Annotated in this window: 17 protein-coding genes; 11 read left to right on the forward strand and 6 right to left on the reverse strand. The window is 46.7% G+C overall.

The window, feature by feature from the left end:
- Positions 1–29: 29 nt before the first annotated feature.
- The 3 genes from KNQ05_RS11940 to KNQ05_RS11950 form a co-directional block, all read right to left on the reverse strand.
- Positions 30–587 (reverse strand): GNAT family N-acetyltransferase, encoded by a 558-nt coding sequence (locus KNQ05_RS11940; RefSeq protein WP_214805468.1) that lies wholly within the window; start codon positions 585–587, stop codon positions 30–32.
- 260 nt (positions 588–847) lie between these two features.
- Complete coding sequence (locus tag KNQ05_RS11945; protein ID WP_088836424.1) at positions 848–1990, reverse strand: amidohydrolase; 1143 nt, start codon at positions 1988–1990, stop codon at positions 848–850.
- Positions 1991–2009: 19 nt separating this feature from the next.
- The gene (locus KNQ05_RS11950) at positions 2010–2918 is read right to left on the reverse strand and encodes a TIGR01777 family oxidoreductase (protein ID WP_088836425.1); all 909 of its coding nucleotides are present in this window, start codon (positions 2916–2918) and stop codon (positions 2010–2012) included.
- Positions 2919–3031: 113 nt separating this feature from the next.
- Here KNQ05_RS11950 and KNQ05_RS11955 point away from each other — a divergent pair, with 113 nt between their 5' ends.
- The 5 genes from KNQ05_RS11955 to KNQ05_RS11975 all read left to right on the forward strand — a co-directional run bounded on the left by KNQ05_RS11955 (position 3032) and on the right by KNQ05_RS11975 (position 8683).
- Complete coding sequence (locus tag KNQ05_RS11955) at positions 3032–3850, forward strand: RecX family transcriptional regulator (RefSeq protein ID WP_214766622.1); 819 nt, start codon at positions 3032–3034, stop codon at positions 3848–3850.
- Positions 3851–4225: 375 nt separating this feature from the next.
- Positions 4226–5953 (forward strand): ABC transporter ATP-binding protein, encoded by a 1728-nt coding sequence (locus KNQ05_RS11960; protein ID WP_088836427.1) that lies wholly within the window; start codon positions 4226–4228, stop codon positions 5951–5953.
- Positions 5954–5961: 8 nt separating this feature from the next.
- The gene (locus KNQ05_RS11965) at positions 5962–8031 is read left to right on the forward strand and encodes an ABC transporter ATP-binding protein (RefSeq protein WP_483297402.1); all 2070 of its coding nucleotides are present in this window, start codon (positions 5962–5964) and stop codon (positions 8029–8031) included.
- Positions 8032–8090: 59 nt separating this feature from the next.
- Complete coding sequence (locus KNQ05_RS11970) at positions 8091–8408, forward strand: DUF1811 family protein (protein WP_088836429.1); 318 nt, start codon at positions 8091–8093, stop codon at positions 8406–8408.
- Positions 8408–8683: a YfhJ family protein gene (locus KNQ05_RS11975; protein WP_051667383.1), complete on the forward strand. Its 276-nt coding sequence runs from the start codon at positions 8408–8410 to the stop codon at positions 8681–8683. Before KNQ05_RS11970 ends, KNQ05_RS11975 begins: the two co-directional genes overlap by 1 nt.
- A gap of 57 nt (positions 8684–8740) precedes the next feature.
- On the opposite strand, the gene KNQ05_RS11980 is transcribed toward KNQ05_RS11975, so the two are convergent.
- Positions 8741–9724: a metal-dependent hydrolase gene (locus KNQ05_RS11980; RefSeq protein WP_088836430.1), complete on the reverse strand. Its 984-nt coding sequence runs from the start codon at positions 9722–9724 to the stop codon at positions 8741–8743.
- 111 nt (positions 9725–9835) lie between these two features.
- Here KNQ05_RS11980 and mutY point away from each other — a divergent pair, with 111 nt between their 5' ends.
- From mutY to KNQ05_RS12000, 4 genes are all read left to right on the forward strand, one after another.
- Positions 9836–10855 carry an A/G-specific adenine glycosylase gene (mutY, locus tag KNQ05_RS11985; protein ID WP_214766616.1) on the forward strand — a complete coding sequence of 340 codons (1020 nt, stop codon included), beginning with the start codon at positions 9836–9838 and terminating at the stop codon, positions 10853–10855.
- Positions 10852–11274 carry a hypothetical protein gene (locus tag KNQ05_RS11990; protein WP_214802438.1) on the forward strand — a complete coding sequence of 141 codons (423 nt, stop codon included), beginning with the start codon at positions 10852–10854 and terminating at the stop codon, positions 11272–11274. The genes mutY and KNQ05_RS11990 overlap by 4 nt, the downstream gene beginning before the upstream one ends.
- Before the next feature lie 120 nt (positions 11275–11394).
- The gene (gene ntdP / locus KNQ05_RS11995; RefSeq protein ID WP_029332781.1) at positions 11395–11937 is read left to right on the forward strand and encodes a nucleoside tri-diphosphate phosphatase; all 543 of its coding nucleotides are present in this window, start codon (positions 11395–11397) and stop codon (positions 11935–11937) included.
- Positions 11938–11980: 43 nt separating this feature from the next.
- Positions 11981–13771, forward strand: a complete 1791-nt coding sequence (locus tag KNQ05_RS12000; RefSeq protein ID WP_214766612.1) for an ABC transporter ATP-binding protein — start codon at positions 11981–11983, stop codon at positions 13769–13771.
- A gap of 55 nt (positions 13772–13826) precedes the next feature.
- Here KNQ05_RS12000 and KNQ05_RS12005 read toward each other — a convergent pair whose 3' ends face one another.
- Positions 13827–15125: a glutamate-1-semialdehyde 2,1-aminomutase gene (locus KNQ05_RS12005; RefSeq protein ID WP_214766610.1), complete on the reverse strand. Its 1299-nt coding sequence runs from the start codon at positions 15123–15125 to the stop codon at positions 13827–13829.
- A 176-nt stretch (positions 15126–15301) separates the two neighbouring features.
- Here KNQ05_RS12005 and perR point away from each other — a divergent pair, with 176 nt between their 5' ends.
- On the forward strand, positions 15302–15724 hold the full coding sequence (perR, locus tag KNQ05_RS12010; protein WP_369834779.1) for a peroxide-responsive transcriptional repressor PerR: 423 nt from the start codon (positions 15302–15304) through the stop codon (positions 15722–15724).
- 13 nt (positions 15725–15737) lie between these two features.
- Here the strand turns inward: perR and KNQ05_RS12015 are convergent, their stop codons facing one another.
- Positions 15738–16100 (reverse strand): DUF2614 family zinc ribbon-containing protein, encoded by a 363-nt coding sequence (locus KNQ05_RS12015; RefSeq protein ID WP_214805472.1) that lies wholly within the window; start codon positions 16098–16100, stop codon positions 15738–15740.
- A 117-nt stretch (positions 16101–16217) separates the two neighbouring features.
- On the opposite strand from KNQ05_RS12015, the gene KNQ05_RS12020 reads away from it, so the two are divergent.
- The gene (locus KNQ05_RS12020; protein WP_029332786.1) at positions 16218–17087 is read left to right on the forward strand and encodes a nucleotidyltransferase-like protein; all 870 of its coding nucleotides are present in this window, start codon (positions 16218–16220) and stop codon (positions 17085–17087) included.
- Positions 17088–17407: the final 320 nt, after the last annotated feature.

A 17407-nucleotide genomic window follows, 5' to 3' on the forward strand; every position in this document is an offset into this window, starting at 1 on the left:
ACAAAAAAAGCACGAGTGGGCGATGCCACTCATGCTTCGAGTTGTTGTTCGTAGACCGTTTCGAGCTCACGACCATGAATATACATGTGGAAACTCGACTTTGATACTTCATACAGCGTGAACTGGGTCTCGCCTGTATTCAATTGTTCGAGTAACGTTGGACGGAGTTCATCCGCACAAAAGGCATAAGGCAATTTTTCAGCTGCTTTTTGTGAACGGATATTCGTCTGGCGTATCTTCATAAAGACACTCTCGAAACCGAGTTCGAAAAACAGCTCGGAAAAGAATGCTTCTTTTGCAAGGTTGTTATAGCCTTTTCCATGATACGGTTTACCTAACCATGTACCGAGAAAACCATAATGTCCTTCGATATCGAGTAAACTGATTGTACCGATTGGTTGATCGAATTCATCCAGGATTGTACGTGAGACAAGTTCACCACGTTCTTCCTCTTCGATTGCCTGCTTTGTAGTAAACAGAAATTCATCAAAGTACTGTGTTTTTTGGCGGACGTACGGATATACGTCTTGATGCTGCATCAGTTCGAACAAATCAGCGCAGTCGCTCAGCTCCCGTTGCTTGAGCATACTTCCATTCCTCCTTCTTAAGACCGCTAGAATGATTGTCGAAAGCTACCTGTCTGACTCGTTTGAACCGCGCATGGTATGCCTTCTTCAGTTGTCGGATAAGATAATATTACCTTCTTTTTTTAAAAATGCAAGTAAATAATTTTTGTGAAAAAACATACAAAAACAAGACAAATTTTGCAAATGAAAATGACTGTTTTTCACAAAGAAAAAAGCCTTTGATTTTCAACGTTTTAGCGTTAAAATCAAAGGCTGATTTTTTAAGACATCGAGGTTAAATGCGTGTGTTCAAAAATGACGTTTCCGTCAATCATCGTCATGAGCGGTTTTGCTAAATAATCAAGTGGGAAATGGCTCCATAACACTAAGTCAGCATCTTTTCCGACTTCAATCGATCCGACATGATCCGATACGCCAAGCGAACGAGCTGGATTGATCGTGATGGCGCGGAGGGCAATGTCGACGGGTAAGCCTTCACGAGCGGCGAGTCCTGCGCACAAGTTCAAGTACTGAACAGGCGTGTACGGATGATCGGTCGTGATCGAGACTTCGAGACCATGTTCGTGGAGAACGCGATACGTCTCCCATGTCTTATTTTTAAGCTCGATTTTTGATTTGCGGGTGAAGGTCGGTCCGACGGTGACGTGTTCAATCGGCAATTGTTGTAATTCTTTTGCGACGAGATGACCTTCCGTGCAGTGTTCGATCCGGACATCGAGATTAAATTCTTCAGCGAAGCGGATGGCAGACAGGATATCATCCGCCCGGTGTGCATGGACGCGAAGTGGCATCTCTTTATTCAGGACGCGTTCAATCATTCGGTGAGCGAACGTATCTGCCGTCCGTTGCATCTTCACTTCGAGGAACGCTTCACGGAGCATGCCCATGATGCCCATCCGCGTCAATTCTCCTGCACGTCCGGCACTGTGGACACGTTTCGGGTTTTCACCAAGCGCAATCTTCAGACCGGCATATTTCCGTAAAATCATATCGTCGATAAAGCGTCCGTGCGTTTTGATGACACTCGTCACACCACCGATGATGTTCATGCTGCCCGGCATGACTTGGACGGTCGTGACACCATGTTCTATCGCTTCTTTGAATCCTTCATCTAGCGGATAGACGCCGTCAATCGCACGCAGGTGTGGTGTCATTGCGAAAATCGTTTCGTTGGCGTCATTTCCGACCGTTCCCGTTCCTTCGTCATAAAGCCCGAGATGGGTATGGGCGTCGATGAAGCCCGGCAATAAAAAGCGTCCTTCGGCTTCGATGACACGTTCGTTGTCTTGAACGTCAAGTAACTCGTGGATTTCGTGGATTTTGCCATCCTTGATGCGAATATCACCATAAAAACTATCTGCTGTGATCGGGAAAATGTGTGCATTGCGTATTAATACGTTCAACGTTTCGTCAGCCCCTGTATTAGTTTGTCTGCTCTAAGTTGCTTAGTGCATCCTTTAATTCAGCATACCGAAACTTGAACCCATTTTCGAGTGCTTTTTTCGGAATGACGCGTGCTCCTTCGAGGACGATGACGCTTTTTTCACCGAGTGCGAGTTCGAGAGCAAAGCGCGGAGCCGGTAACCAGTGGGGGCGCTGTAACGTTTTTCCGATTGTTTTTCCGAACTGACGCATCGTTTCCGGATGCGGTGCCGTAATGTTAAGCGGACCAGTGAGTTGATTTGTTTTAAGGGCAAAGATGAATAATTCAACGAGGTCGTCGATATGAACCCAAGAGACCCATTGCTTTCCGTCGCCCATCGTCCCGCCGCCGAAAAGCTTGTAGGGGAGGCGCATCAATGGATAGGCTCCGCCTTCTTTACTAAGGACGACACCGATCCGCGGATGGACGAGCCGAATCCCGAGGTCAGCGATTGGTTGGGCTAACGCTTCCCACTTGACGCAGACTTGACTGAGGAAGTCACTTGTCGGCGGGAGTGGCTGTTCCTCCGTGAATGTCTGGTGCCGGTCCTGTCCATAGATGCCGACAGCGGAAGCGGAGAGGACGACAGCCGGTTTCGTTGTTAATGCCTGGTTGATGCGGACTAACTCTTTCGTCGAATCGATCCGGCTTTGCAGAATCGTTTGTTTCCGTTCTTCCGTCCAGCGACCATCATTGATGGAAGCGCCAGCCAGGTGGATAAAGGCATCGATACCTTCAAGCTGCTGTTCTGGAGCGGCGGACGACGTCAACCACTCAACGTAAGTAGTGTGTTCTGTGTTGTCTTGTACGGACCGGGTCAAAATATAGACATGATGCCCCTCCGCAATCAATCGTTTCGAGAGCGCCTGCCCAATCATTCCTGTCCCACCTGTAATCGCAATCTTCATCTGTATCATCCCTTTCAACAATCTTGTACATATGTTCCCGTTTGTCAGTTTCACTCAAACATGAGGAAGCATGTTATCGTTAAGTATTCAGTTTCATATAGGAGGATACCCCCTTGAAGATTAAACGGATTTCAACCCAAAAGAAAAATAATGAACGGTTTAATATCTATATCGAACGGGACGGAAAAGAAGAGTATGCGTTTGCCGTCGATGTTGACATCTTAATTAAATATAACCTTGAGCGTGATAAGGAAATCGATGACGACTTCGTCAAGGAAGTGTTGACGGCGGAAGAAGAACAAAAAGCTTACCGGTTGTCGTTGAACCATTTGTCTTACCGGATGCGGGCGACGAGCGAAGTCGAAACGCATTTGATCGAAAAGGAAACGCCGGAACACGCAATCAAACATGCGATTCAGCGCCTGACGGAACAAAAGTATATCGATGACCAGCAGTTTGCCCTTGCCTATACGGCGACGAAAAAAGCGACGACTCCCCAAGGTCCGGGACGAATCCGGCGTGATTTAGCAGCATTGAAGGTAAAAAAAGAGTTTATCGATGAAGCGTTACGACAGTTTACGGAAGAAGAAGAGCTTGAGAAGGTCGTCAAGTTCTTGCGCCAAAAACAAAAGGAATTAGCGCGGCGTTCGGTCCGGGAATTGAAACAGAAACTGCAACAAACTCTGATGCAACGTGGTTTTTCGTCAGAAGTGACGCAACAAGGGTTTCAAATCGTCTTTGAGGAAGTCGAAGTCGACGCGGAAGAAGAGGCGGCGCTCTATCAAGCGCGTAAATATTATCCGAAATATCATAAACTGGAGCCATTTGCCCGAGAACAAAAAACGAAACAAGCACTCGTTCGAAAAGGGTTCCCATATGCAATCGTGGCAACAGTCATCGAACAGGTCAAGCAAGAAGAAGAAGGAATCTAACAAGCGTCTTTCCTTTTGAAAAAATTGAAAACTCATTCTCCTAAATAGCAAGATGGAAAATTGACAATTGTCCGACAATTGTGCTATTCTACGCTCAGATTAAGAAAAGGAGGAACCGTCACATGAAAAAGCAACTTGTTATCGCATCTACTATTGGACAGTTGAATATGACGGAGACTCTCGAACTCGTATAAACACTCATTTTAGTGTGCGATTGACAGGGAATCCGTTCCCCGAGCGCGCAGACCATATTTTTGATTCATATCGTCTTTTCAAGGCATATTGATTCTCGGACTGCTTCCGGAAATCAGTATGCCTTTTTTGTGCGTTCGGAAAAAAGGAACACCATAACATGACACAAAGGGGGGAACCATCGTGCGATTATTTCGCCAACTCAGTTGGTTTCTAAAAGAACACAAAACATCTTATCTGATTGCCGTCGTACTCTTAATTATCACGGGTTTTATTGATTTAACGCCGCCGTGGCTGATTGGAAAAGTGATTGACGGGTTACGGTCCGGGTCGATGGACCGGACGACACTGATTCAATATGTCGTCGGACTGCTCGTAATTTCGATCGCTTCGTTTATTTTGACGTATCTATGGCTCGCGAAATTGTTCGGGACGGCATTTTTACTCGAACGGACATTACGAAGCCGATTCTTTACACATTTACTGAAATTGACGCCGACATTTTATCAAAAGAACCGAACAGGAGATTTGATGGCGCTTGCGACGAATGACTTAAAAGCGGTCGAACGAACAGCCGGATTCGGTGTGTTGACGCTTGTCGATTCGTTGAATATGACGGCGATTACCCTCGTCGTGATGGGGGTCGCGATTGATTGGAAACTGACGCTCGCGGCACTCCTTCCGATGCCGCTCCTCGCGTATGCGATGAACAAGCTCGGAAGTCAAATTCACGGCCGCTTCATCGTCGCCCAAGATGCGTTTGGAACGATGAATGACCAGGTCGTCGAATCGATTTCCGGACTTCGTGTCATCCGCTCGTTCGTCCAAGAAGAGATTGATGTCAAAAAATTCGATGACACGACGACGGATGTCTTCGAAAAAAACATGCATGTCGCAAAAATTGACGTCTTATTCGAACCGATCATCAAGTTATTGGTCGGTGTCAGCTATTTAATTGGTCTATCGTTCGGGACGTACCTTGTCTTTACGAACGATATTACGCTCGGTCAGCTCGTCGCTTTCAATATTTACCTCGGGATGTTGATTTGGCCGATGTATGCCTTCGGTGAGCTCATCAACGTCATCCAGCGCGGGACGGCGAGTCTCGATCGCTTAGAAGCGACGATGCGTGTCAAACCGCTGATCACATCGACACCGAAAGTCGAAGTTGTGCGACCGGAAATGATTACTCTGGCTAACTTGACGTTTACGTATCCAGAGATGAATCATCCGTCGTTACACGGGATTGATTTGACGATCAAACACGGACAGACGATTGGAATCGTCGGTCCGACTGGATCTGGGAAAACAACGCTCTTACGCCAATTTTTACGGGAGTATCCGATTGGACGAGACATGTTGAAAGTAAATGGAACCCCCTATGAAGACGTCGCACTGGAGACCGTCCGCGGGTGGACGGGCTATGTCTCGCAAGAGCATCTACTCTTCTCAAAATCCGTACGCGATAACATTTTGTTCGGGGCGGGTGAGGCAACAGAAGCTGAGTTGCAAGAAGCGATTCGTTTAGCGGCCTTTACGACGGATGTCGAGACGCTTGACCAAGGGTTACAAACGATGGTCGGAGAACGGGGAGTCACGCTTTCCGGTGGACAGAAACAACGCTTGTCGATTGCCCGGGCGATGTTGAAGAAACCGGAGTTGCTGTTGCTCGACGACTCGTTGTCAGCCGTTGATGCGAAAACGGAATCACAAATCATCGACGCGATCCGGACGAACCGTCATCAGTCAACGACATTGATCGTTGCGCACCGGTTGTCTGCCGTCGCGCATGCGGATGAAATTCTCGTCTTACAAGACGGCGTGATCAGTGAGCGGGGAACGCATGAACAGCTGATGGAACGACGTGGCTGGTATGCAGAACAATTCGAACGACAAAGTGAAGAAACGTAAGGCAGGAGGTGCTGAAATTGACTGAACAAGAAAATTATTTACTCGATCCCGTCAGACGGAAAACGACGATTCGTTCACTCGTCCGCTATGCGATGCATGAGAAACGCGCAATCTTTCTCGGGCTTTTCTTGCTTATTTTAGCGGTCGGAGCTGAACTGACAGGACCGTATATCGCAAAAATCATCATCGACGAACACATCGTCGCAATCGAAAAAGACTGGGTGGAAGTCGAATCGGGGGGGACGGTCGGTTATGACGGACGACGTTTTGCGAAGTCGCAAGACGTTCCGAAGTCGGCGGTCATCGGTCCGATCTCGATCGTCCAGTCGAAGGCGGGGTATTATTTCGTTCCGGAACAAGTCGTCAGTGGTGGCGAACGTCAAGTCGCGGGGGACACGTTAACTGTCACGCGAGGAGAGGAAACGTTTCGGTACGCCGGTGTCGAAAAGCTCACGCAAGGACAAGTCTATGATTTTTATGCCTCGGACTTAAAGGCGATTGGTTGGTTATCGTTCTTTTATATCATTTTGCTGTTGATCGCAGCGGGCCTGAACTGGGTCCAACAAATCTTATTGCAACGCTCAGCGCATAAAATCGTTAAACGGATGCGGCTTGATGTCTTTTCACATCTACAACGCTTGCCGGTCCGTTACTTCGATCAGACACCGATTGGTAAAATCGTCAGTCGTGTCACGAACGATACGGAGACGATCCGGGATCTCTACCTCGGTGTCCTGGCGCGTGTGTTCTCAGGCATCATCACGATGGCAGGGATTCTCGTCGCGATGTTCTTCCTGGATGTCCGGCTGGGTCTCGTTTCCTTAGCCATTATCCCGATCGTCTATTTTTGGATTCAACTGTTCCAAAAGTTTGCGACGGAAAACAACTTTAAAGTCCGGGCACTCGTCGCGGATATGAACGGACAATTGAATGAAAACATCCAGACGATGCCGATCATTCAGTCGTACGCCCGTGAAGCAGAAGTGCTCGCTGAATTCGAACAGAAAAATGAAGAAAACTATCAAACCCGTGCGAAATTGTTACGGCTCGATGCATTGATGTCACACAACTTATCGTATTTCTTAAAAAACTTGACGCTCGCCTTATTGATTTGGGTCGTTGCCGGTCAAAGTTTAACGAACGGGACATTTTTATCACTCGGAATTCTCTATGCCTACATTGATTACGTGTCGCGTCTGTTCGAACCGGTCACACAAATCATGAATCAACTGTCACCGCTCCAACAAGCACTCGTCTCGGCCGACCGGATGTTCCAGTTGCTCGACGAAAAAGGTGAACCGGTCGAACAAGGTCGGATTCCCCGTTTCGCAGGGCGCGTCGAGTTTAAAGACGTCGGATTCAGCTATGAAGAGGGGTATCCGGTTTTACGTCAAATCGAGATTGAGGCACGTCCTGGTGCGACCATCGCCCTCGTCGGGCATACGGGGAGTGGGAAAAGCTCAATCATGAACCTGTTGATGCGTTTTTATGATCCTTCGTCCGGTTATCTCCTGATTGACGGACAAGATGTTACGACGTTACCGAAACAAGCGGTCCGTGACCACATGGGAATCGTCTTACAAGATCCGTTCTTGTTTACAGGAACGATTCGTTCGAACATTACACTGGATAATCCATCGATTTCGGAAGAACGTGTCCGCCAGGCAATCGTTGCCGTCGGAGCAGACCGCTTCATCGATCGACTTCCGCATGGCTTAGACGAACCGGTCATCGAAAAAGGTGCGACCTTGTCTGCGGGGGAACGGCAATTAATCAGTTTTGCCCGTGCGCTTGCCTTTGATCCCGCGATTCTCGTTCTTGACGAAGCGACGGCAAGTGTCGATTCTGAGACGGAAGCGATGATTCAAGAAGCCTTGCTGACGTTGACGAAAGGACGGACGACCTTCATCATCGCGCACCGGTTGTCGACGATTAAAGATGCCGATGAAATCATCGTCCTCGATCACGGTCAAATCATGGAGCGTGGTACACATGACGTGCTCTTGTCGGAAAAAGGGATTTACGCGAAGATGTACGCCCTTCAAAGCAAACGGAATCTTGAGCTGAAATCGAGCTAACACCATGATATGACTCCTCCTTTTCGTATATACTAATGACGAAGAGGGGGAGTTTTTTGATGGAAACACGGATGAGTCAATTATCGAAATACGAATTAGAAATGCTCGTCACGAAACTAAACGAGCAAAAAAGAAAAGCGGAGCAGCATGGGAACATGAGTGAAGTCGAAGTCGTCATTCGGAAAATCGCGATGGCACAAAGTTATCTCGTCGATGCAAGTCAGTTCGAAACCGGACAACTTTACCAAGTCGAAGGGGAAGAGGCGGTATTCGAATTACATTTCGTCAACGGCGTCATGGGTTGGGGGCATTTTGAAGGAACCGTCAATGAAGTCGCGATTCCGCTTGCGCTGATTCATTCTGAGGAGGGTGTATGATGGAAGAAAACCGCACAGCGGCACTAGAGCAACTAGCAGGAGAATTACAAGCCGTCAATCCGGTATTAACGCCAATCGAGGCATTGACATGGGTCGAAGTCCTTTGGGAAGATTTCGAGGCGACGCTTGCCCGGGCAGGCGAAAAATATCAAGGTGAGGCTGTCGCCGTCCGGTTCGTCGAGCAACAAATCAAACAACATGGCGCGATGTTGCACCGCTTCAATACATCGAATGAAAAGTTTAAGCACTTGATGCTCGGACGCGACGTCCAGTAAATGAACAGAAAAAGACTCCCTGTCTTGGTCGGTTGACCACGGACACGGAGTCTTTGTTTATAAAGCAGGGATAATCAGTTTCTTTTGCAGCGTCCGTTCGCTAAAGACCCAACCCGTATAGGAACTGACGATTTGTTGGGACGCCTCATCGATTCGGACGACGGCAACGAATGGGTAGACATCTTTTGTGAAGTACCGTAAGTTCGTGAAACGATATTCGACGATGCCGTCTTTTCGGGATACCGTATACGTGTGGATTTTTGAGAAGGCGAGGAAAGCTTTCAAGTCCTCATTTTGTTTGACGACTTCATAGAGTACATCCCCATGCGGTTCCTCTTTGATGCGGAAGTTTCCGCATTCGACGACGACACCAGAGTTGATTTTGACGACGGAATAGTCGTCGCGCAGTCGTGCTGCGACGTGCCACTCGTCCCACTTCATTCCGGGTGAGATGAATAACTTGTGGGCCCCGCCATAGTAACGGGCTGCCGTCGCCAGGGCATCATTTCGGAGTTTAAACTGCACGGCGTAATAAATCGCGACGATGACGATTAAAATCGGGAAAATAACGATGGTCGCGCGTGTCAGGACCCAGATCCCGAAAGCGCCGTAATACATCGTAAATAAATACGGATCAAACGTATTGATGACACCCCAACCAATCCAGGTCTGTTTGAAGGGGTGCAGAGCTTGTGTACCATAGGCGTTAAACAGATCGACGAAGACATGAAGGGCGACAGCGATCTGCGCCATCAGCCATAATGAAGTAGGTGGTACGCCGAATAAGGTACCGATGACGATTGATAAGAGTAACGGCCAAGCGAGTAGGGCAATCAATCCATGGGATTTTCCACGGTGTTGCGTCAAGTAAGCACCGTTCCCTTTAAATTTAAAAACCGTGTCAAAGTCGGGGGCGTGCGATCCGACTAAGGCAGTGGTCGTGACGGCAGCAAAGAGTGTTGCGCTTGCTGCGACATCCGGTTCAAGTGTTGCGATGGCGGCGAGACAAAGTCCCATTCCGATATGTGTACCAGTATCCAATGCGAATTCGCTCCTCTAAAAGTAGTAATGGTACGGATAAACAAACAAGTGTAAGCGTTCCGGGTAATTTTCATTCACTATAACGTATTTTTGTAGAAAAGAGGTAGACATTTGATCCCCGTTCAAGAATATTTCATAAACTTTAACAAACGAACGTTCACAACCGAATTGGTCGCATGGTTTTTACGTGAACAACGCCAGTTACCATGGCGAGAAACTAAAAATCCTTACCACATCTGGATTAGTGAAATCATGTTACAACAGACGCGTGTCGATACCGTCATCCCTTATTATAATCGCTTCACGGACCGTTTTCCGACGCCGCACGATTTAGCGGCGGCAGAGCAAAGCGAAGTCTTAAAATACTGGGAAGGCTTAGGATACTATTCCCGTGTTAAGAATCTTCAAATCGCCGTTCAAGAAGTTGTTGAAAAATATGGTGGAATTGTTCCTGACGAAAAAGAAATTTTTGAAAGCTTACGTGGTGTCGGACCGTATACGACGGGAGCAGTCCTGTCAATTGCTTATGGTCAGGCGGAACCGGCAGTCGATGGAAATGTCATGCGCGTCTTATCGCGGGTGCTTGGGATTTATGAAGACATCGCCGCACCGAAAACACGGAAACTGTTCGAGGCAGCGGTCCATGAACTGATTGATCCGCTTGATCCGTCGAGCTTCAACCAAGGATTGATGGAGCTCGGGGCAATCGTCTGTACACCGAAGTCTCCGATGTGTGGGTTATGTCCCGTCAATGACGTCTGTTTTGCGTACGAGCGAAATGCCCAAGGTGAGTTACCGGTCAAAACGAAAAAAGGAAAAACGCAGACGATTCAATACGACGCTCTCGTCTACGAAGAAGCAGGAAAAGTTGCAATCGAACAGCGACCGGATACGGGACTGCTCGCGGGTATGTGGCAATATCCGTTAGTCGAATCGACGGAAACCGTACCCGGAACGTATGTCGGGAAGATTAAACATATCTTTTCACACCGGATTTGGGAAGTCAGTATTTACCGTGTCGCGACGCAACCTGAAGGAACGGTACTGATGGATGAAGCAACGTACGTCAAGCAGCCGATATCAGTCGCACAAATGAAAATCGATCGTCTATTAAAGGAGGAGACTACATGAATACATTTCGTACGGAAACGAAAGTAACAGCGACGTTAGAGCAGGCTTGGACGTTTTTAGGCGATGCGAAAGCATTAACGGGAATGACGGTTTTCCCGAAAGTGAAAACGATTGGTGATACGCGGACAATCGCCGGAAACACGATTCAGCTTAAAGTCGGTCTTCCGCCCATTTTCGTCGAGTGGGAGTCACTAATTCCGATTGTCGGTCAACATGCTTTCGTTGATGTAGGGGTCAAGGTCCCGTTCCCGTTCGCTGCTTGGTGTCATCTCCACCGTGTCGAACAGCGTCCGGACGGGGTCTACATGATTGATGAATTACTCTATAAATCTTATTTTCCGAAAATGATTGTCGATCTACTGATTCTCAAACCGATGTTCAATCAACGGAAACGCGCGATTTTAGACTACTTTAGTTAATAAATCACAGTCATTTTTCTGAAAAAGTACCCTTTCGTTTTTCATGTGTTCTGAAAATGGGTATAATAAGCACGAGAGTATAGAAAAATTGAATAAAAAAGCTTCAGAAAGGAGTAGCACATGAGTCGATTCCCAAAAGAAGGTAGCAAGATTGAGATTCAAAGTTTCAAACATAATGGCAGCTTACACAGAGTTTGGGAAGAAACGCTCGTGCTTAAATCGACGGAAGAAGAATTGATTGGATTCAATGATCGAATCATGGTCAGTGAATCGGATGGTCGTCAGTGGCGGACACGCGAACCCGCGATTTGTTATTTTTCGACAGAACTCTGGTTTAACGTAATCTGTATGATTCGAGAGGATGGAATCTACTATTACTGTAACCTAGGGTCACCTTCGACGTTTGATGAAAAGGATCGAGCAGTCAAGTACATTGATTATGATTTAGACATTAAGGTGTATCCGGACATGTCGTATATGATTTTGGATGAGGATGAGTACGAGAAACATCGCCGGGAAATGAATTATCCGAAAGCGATTGATCGTATCCTGAAGGACAACGTCCAGATTTTAATCCAGTGGATTCGAAGTCGGAAAGGTCCGTTCAATCCGGCATTCGTTGAAACGTGGTATCGTGAATATGAAACAAGATATCGGAGATGATGGTTCGCCATCGTCTTTTTTTAATTGAAGGAAGTGAATCATCATGGGTAAGGAAACTCAACAACAGAAAAATAAGGCGCCAGGTTCGATTCGTCGCTACATGCAGTTCGTCAAGCCGTACAAAAAACAAATCTTTTTGACGGTGTTCGTCGGGATCATCAAGTTTTCGATTCCGTTAGGATTACCGTTACTGTATAAGTACATCATCGATAACCTCCTGACCGATAATACGGTACCGCTTGCAGAGCGGAGTAAGGAACTGGCGTATTTGATTGGAGCGGGCTTCTTCGTCTTCCTCGTCGTCAAACCACCACTTGAATTCGTCCGTCAGTATTTAGCACAGTGGTCGGCGTCGAAAATTTTGTTCGACGTACGGAATAATTTGTTTGATCATGTTCAGAAATTATCACTTCGGTTTTATTCAAATACGAAAACCGGGGAAGTCATCTCCCGAATCATCAACGATGTCGAACAAACAAAAGATTTTGTTGTAACGGGTTTGATGAACTTATGGCTCGATATGATTACGATTTTTATCGCAATTGCCATCATGTGGACGATCAATCCGAAATTGACGCTCGTCGCAATCATCCCATTGCCGTTTTATGCCTTTGCCGTGAAGTTCTTTTATGGGCGGCTCCGCAGTTTGACGCGCGATCGCTCAGCAGCACTTGCGGAACTCCAAGGACATTTGACGGAGCGGGTCAACGGAATGGCAGTTATCCGCAGTTTCGCCCTTGAACCACATGAAAACAAAGCGTTCAAAGGTCAAAATGATGGTTTCTTAAAAGCGGCACTTCGTCAGACGAACTGGAATGCACGGACCTACGTCGTCGTTTCGACGATTACCGACTTTGCACCGATTTTGATTTTTGGTACGGCTGCCTTTTTCGTCTTGAACGGACAAGTAACAATCGGGACGATGGTCGCTTTCATCGGCTACATCGACCGTCTGTATGCACCGCTCGGTCGCCTCGTCAACTCGTCCACTACGTTGACACAATCGATTGCTTCGATGGACCGGATGTTTGAATTTTTAGACGAACCGTATGATATTACGGAAAAAGCACATGCGAAAGATCCGGTCGCTGTTAAAGGAAACGTCCAGTTCGAAGACATCAGCTTCTCGTATGAAGAAGATGGCGAACTTGCGATCAACCGGTTGACGCTCGACGTCCAGGCGGGGGAACGAATCGCCTTCGTCGGAATGTCGGGAGGCGGGAAATCGACGCTCGTCAGTCTGATTCCTCGTTTTTATGATGTTTCGTCTGGACGGATTACGCTTGACGGTGTCGACATCCGAAACTTGAAATTGCGTGGCTTACGCGACCAAATCGGAATGGTCATGCAAGAATCGATTCTCTTTAGTGAATCGGTCGAAATGAACATCAAGATGGGGAACCCGGAAGCGACGGATGAAGAAGTAATTGCTGCTGCGAAGGCGGCGAATGCACACGAGTTCATTGAACGGCTGCCGCAAGGGTACAAGACGGCGGTCGGAGAACGAGGCGTTAAACTGTCAGGGGGACAAAAGCAACGCTTGGCGATTGCCCGTGTCTTCTTGAAGAACCCACCGATTCTCATTCTGGATGAAGCAACAAGTGCGCTAGATCTAGAAAGTGAATCGATGATTCAAGATTCGCTTGCGCGTCTCGCGAAAGGACGGACGACGTTTACTGTCGCCCACCGTCTGTCGACGATTACGGATGCCGATAAGATTGTCGTGATTGAAAATGGTCAAATCACGGAACTCGGTCGTCATGAAGAGTTGATGCGTAAACGTGGCGCATATTTTGAACTGTACGCGATTCAGAACCTCGAGCTCGTCGAATGAAAAAAGGCTATTCCGTTTTTTTCGGAATAGCCTTTTTGTATAAAGAATGAACAGCTTACAATTGTGCGAACGCACGGTTGACGGCAGCAATCGTCTCATCGATGTCTGCGTCCGTGTGAGCCGTCGTCAAGAACCACGCCTCATATTTTGAAGGGGCAAGATTAATGCCTTGCTCGAGCATCAATTTGAAGAAACGACCGAACATCTCGCTATTTGCGCGCTCCGCACCGAGGTAGTCAGTGACCGTCTCATCCGTGAAGTAGACCGTCAAAGCTCCTTTTAGACGATTGATTGTAATCGTGACGTCATGAGTAGCAGCAGCCTCGAGAATCCCTTGTTCGAGCTTCGCACCGAGACGTTCGAATTCTTCGTAGACACCAGGCTGTTCAAGTAACTCTAGGCAAGCGATACCTGCTGCCATCGATGCCGGATTTCCAGCCATCGTTCCAGCTTGATAAGCAGGACCGAGCGGAGCAACGTGTTCCATGATGTCTTTACGACCACCGTATGCACCGATCGGAAGACCACCACCGATGATCTTGCCGAGTGCCGTCATATCAGGACGGATATTCAATAGTTCTTGAGTACTGCCGTATGTGAAGCGGAACGCCGTGATGACTTCATCGTAGATGACGAGTGCGCCGTGCTCATGAGTAATCTCATTGATGGCTTCGAGGAATCCAGGATGCGGTTCGACAATCCCGAAGTTCCCAACGATCGGTTCGACGAGGACACAGGCAACTTGATCGCCCCATTCAGCCATGATTTGACGATAGGCTTCAACATCATTGAACGGTGTCGTCAAGACTTCTTTCGCTGTTGCTTTCGTTACACCGGCAGAGTCCGGTGAACCGAGTGTTGCTGGACCACTTCCTGCTGCAATCAACATTAAATCAGAATGTCCGTGGTAACAGCCGCTGAATTTCACGACGAGTTCACGACCCGTGTAGGCACGCGCGACTCGTATCGTCGTCATGACCGCCTCGGTTCCTGAATTCGTAAAGCGAACTTTTTCTAAAGACGGAATCGCTTGTTGAAGCTTATGTGCGAAGTCGATTTCTAGACGGTGAGGCGTACCATATAGGAGACCATTTTGCGCCGCATGCGTAATCGCTTCCGTAATATGTGGATGCCCGTGCCCGGTGATGATTGGACCGTAAGCGGCTAAGTAATCGATATAACGATTGCCATCGACATCGTAAAAGTAAGCACCTTCTCCACGTTCCATATAAACGGGGGCGCCTCCTCCGACGGCCTTAAAAGAGCGGGATGGACTGTTGACACCTCCGACGATACATTTTTGGGCAACGTCGTATAACGCCTCGGATGTCGGGCGTGTAGAATGGGTTGACATGGATGATTCCTCCAATCGTTGATTCGTGAAAAATATCACGATATGATTGTATCACGGACGTCAAATCAGAAGCAGAGCCGTTGACGGACGGGAATAATGTAGGTAGACTAATTATAAAGATTACAATCTAATAATCAATGAAAGATAGAAATGAGGGGATGGACGTGGCTAACGAAATGCTAGATGACGCAGTACGATCTTTACGGGACTCGGGCGTTCGCATGACACCACAACGTCACGCAATCTTGGAATACTTGACGACAGGACATACGCATCCGACGGCAGATGATATCTATCGTGCGCTCGAACATCGTTTTCCAAATATGAGTGTGGCGACAGTTTATAATAATTTACGTGTTTTCCGTGAAAAAGGAATCGTTGAAGAGATGAACTATGGAGACGCTTCGAGCCGATTCGATTTCGTTACGACACGTCATTATCATATGATATGTGAAGGGTGCGGTAAAATCGTCGACTTCAATTATCCGGTTCTCGATGATGTCGAGACGGTCGCTGCACATTTGACTGGATTTAAAGTAGATCGTCATCGTCTCGAAGTATACGGGACGTGTCCTGAATGCCAATCAAACGTACAATAAAAACGAGCTTCCTTTAACGGGGAGCTCGTTTATTGTGTTTATTGTATTTTTCATCGAATTCTTTTCCTTCAAGTTCTTGGTCCATCGTGAGTGGCTCATCGCAATGCATACATAAATCGACGCGACCGAGGACTTTTGTTTCTTTTCCACAGTTCGGACAAGTGGCGACGGCTGCTTTCGTTGAAGTTAAACCAATCAAGAAATATAAGGCAGTACTCGCTAAGACCATGACAAAACCGAGTAGCATTAAAATAACCATGATGATTTCAAATTGTTTTAATAGAAGACCGCCATACATAACGAGCATTCCACCAAAAACGAGGAACATCGCCAAGTTACGGGCGCGGTTTATTTTATTCTTGCGTTGTTTTTTCAATTGAATTCCCCCTAACGACAGTCTAGCATATTGTAGCTTATGTCCTGAAGAAGGAAACAATGAATTTTTGTCGAAAATGGTAACGGATGAGTATGAGTGAAGAAGGGTGAGAATTGAATGGAACAAGTCACAAGAACAATTTATTCCGAATATGCTGCCTATCAAGAAACGCAAGGGATCATCGCTGTTGAAAAACAGCAACCGAAGGATTCATTGACGGACCAATTTGATATACTGTTACTAGTTGTTACACGGGACTCCTCTATTGAATGGACAATCAAACACTACCGCCTAGATACACTCAAGGTGTCACTTCATGTCGTCCATGAAGATGTACTGTCACGATGGATTGTACTGAACGCGAATCGGCGAGCTGTCCATTGGATATCCGAAGGAACAATTATTTTTGAACGCAATGATTATTTAACTGATATGAAAAAAAGGCTGTTGAATTTCCCGGAAGCAGAACGTTGCCTGCAAATGTCACTGTCTTTTGCGAAACTACTACGTCGTTTTCAAGACGGGCGTAATCTCTTTAGTCGCGGTAACTACTATGATGCTTACACGCACGTGCATCATGCTTTACATCATTTAGCACGGCTTTCCGTTCTTGAAAAAGGAGCACATCCTGAAATTGTCGTTTGGGAACAAGCTCGCATGGATGATCCGGAAGTGTACAAGTTATACCAGCAATTACTATTAAGTGAAGAAACACTTGAATTGCGAATCCATTTAGCTTTGATTGGTCTGGAACATCTACTTCAATCGAAAGTATTATCCGGTGGAAAGTATTTGTTTGAAGTGATGCGTGAAAGAACAATCCCGTGGACGATGTATGAACTAATGGAAAATGAACGATTGCAGGAACTGAAGGTTGATTTAGGTAGTTTAGTCGATTTCTTTATGCGTAAAGGGTTAATTCGCATCTCTTATCGTCAAACAAAAGGTACGGGCGTGGAACTCGTAACATATGAACCAGTCGTTTAAACGATTGGTTCATATGTTTTTTATCGCGAATCGAAAATACTATATATAGAAGAAAAAAATAATTAAAAGTTTTTTATTAAAATCTGTTGACGTTACTATTTTGAGATAGTATATTAATACATGTCGACAGGGCGACACGCTCTGAACGACGAAAACAAATTAAAAAAATAAGAAAAAGGATTGACGGTTAAGTTATTCCATGATATCTTATTAAAGTCGCTAACACGACACGACGAACTTTGAAAACTGAACGATGAGGCAAAAAACGTATCTTCGGATACAAACAATGAATGAAGCGCAAGCTTCGTCAACGTGACTTT

It is taken from the genome of Exiguobacterium sp. s125, assembly GCF_018618605.1.
GTDB lineage: Bacteria > Bacillota > Bacilli > Exiguobacteriales > Exiguobacteriaceae > Exiguobacterium_A > Exiguobacterium_A oxidotolerans.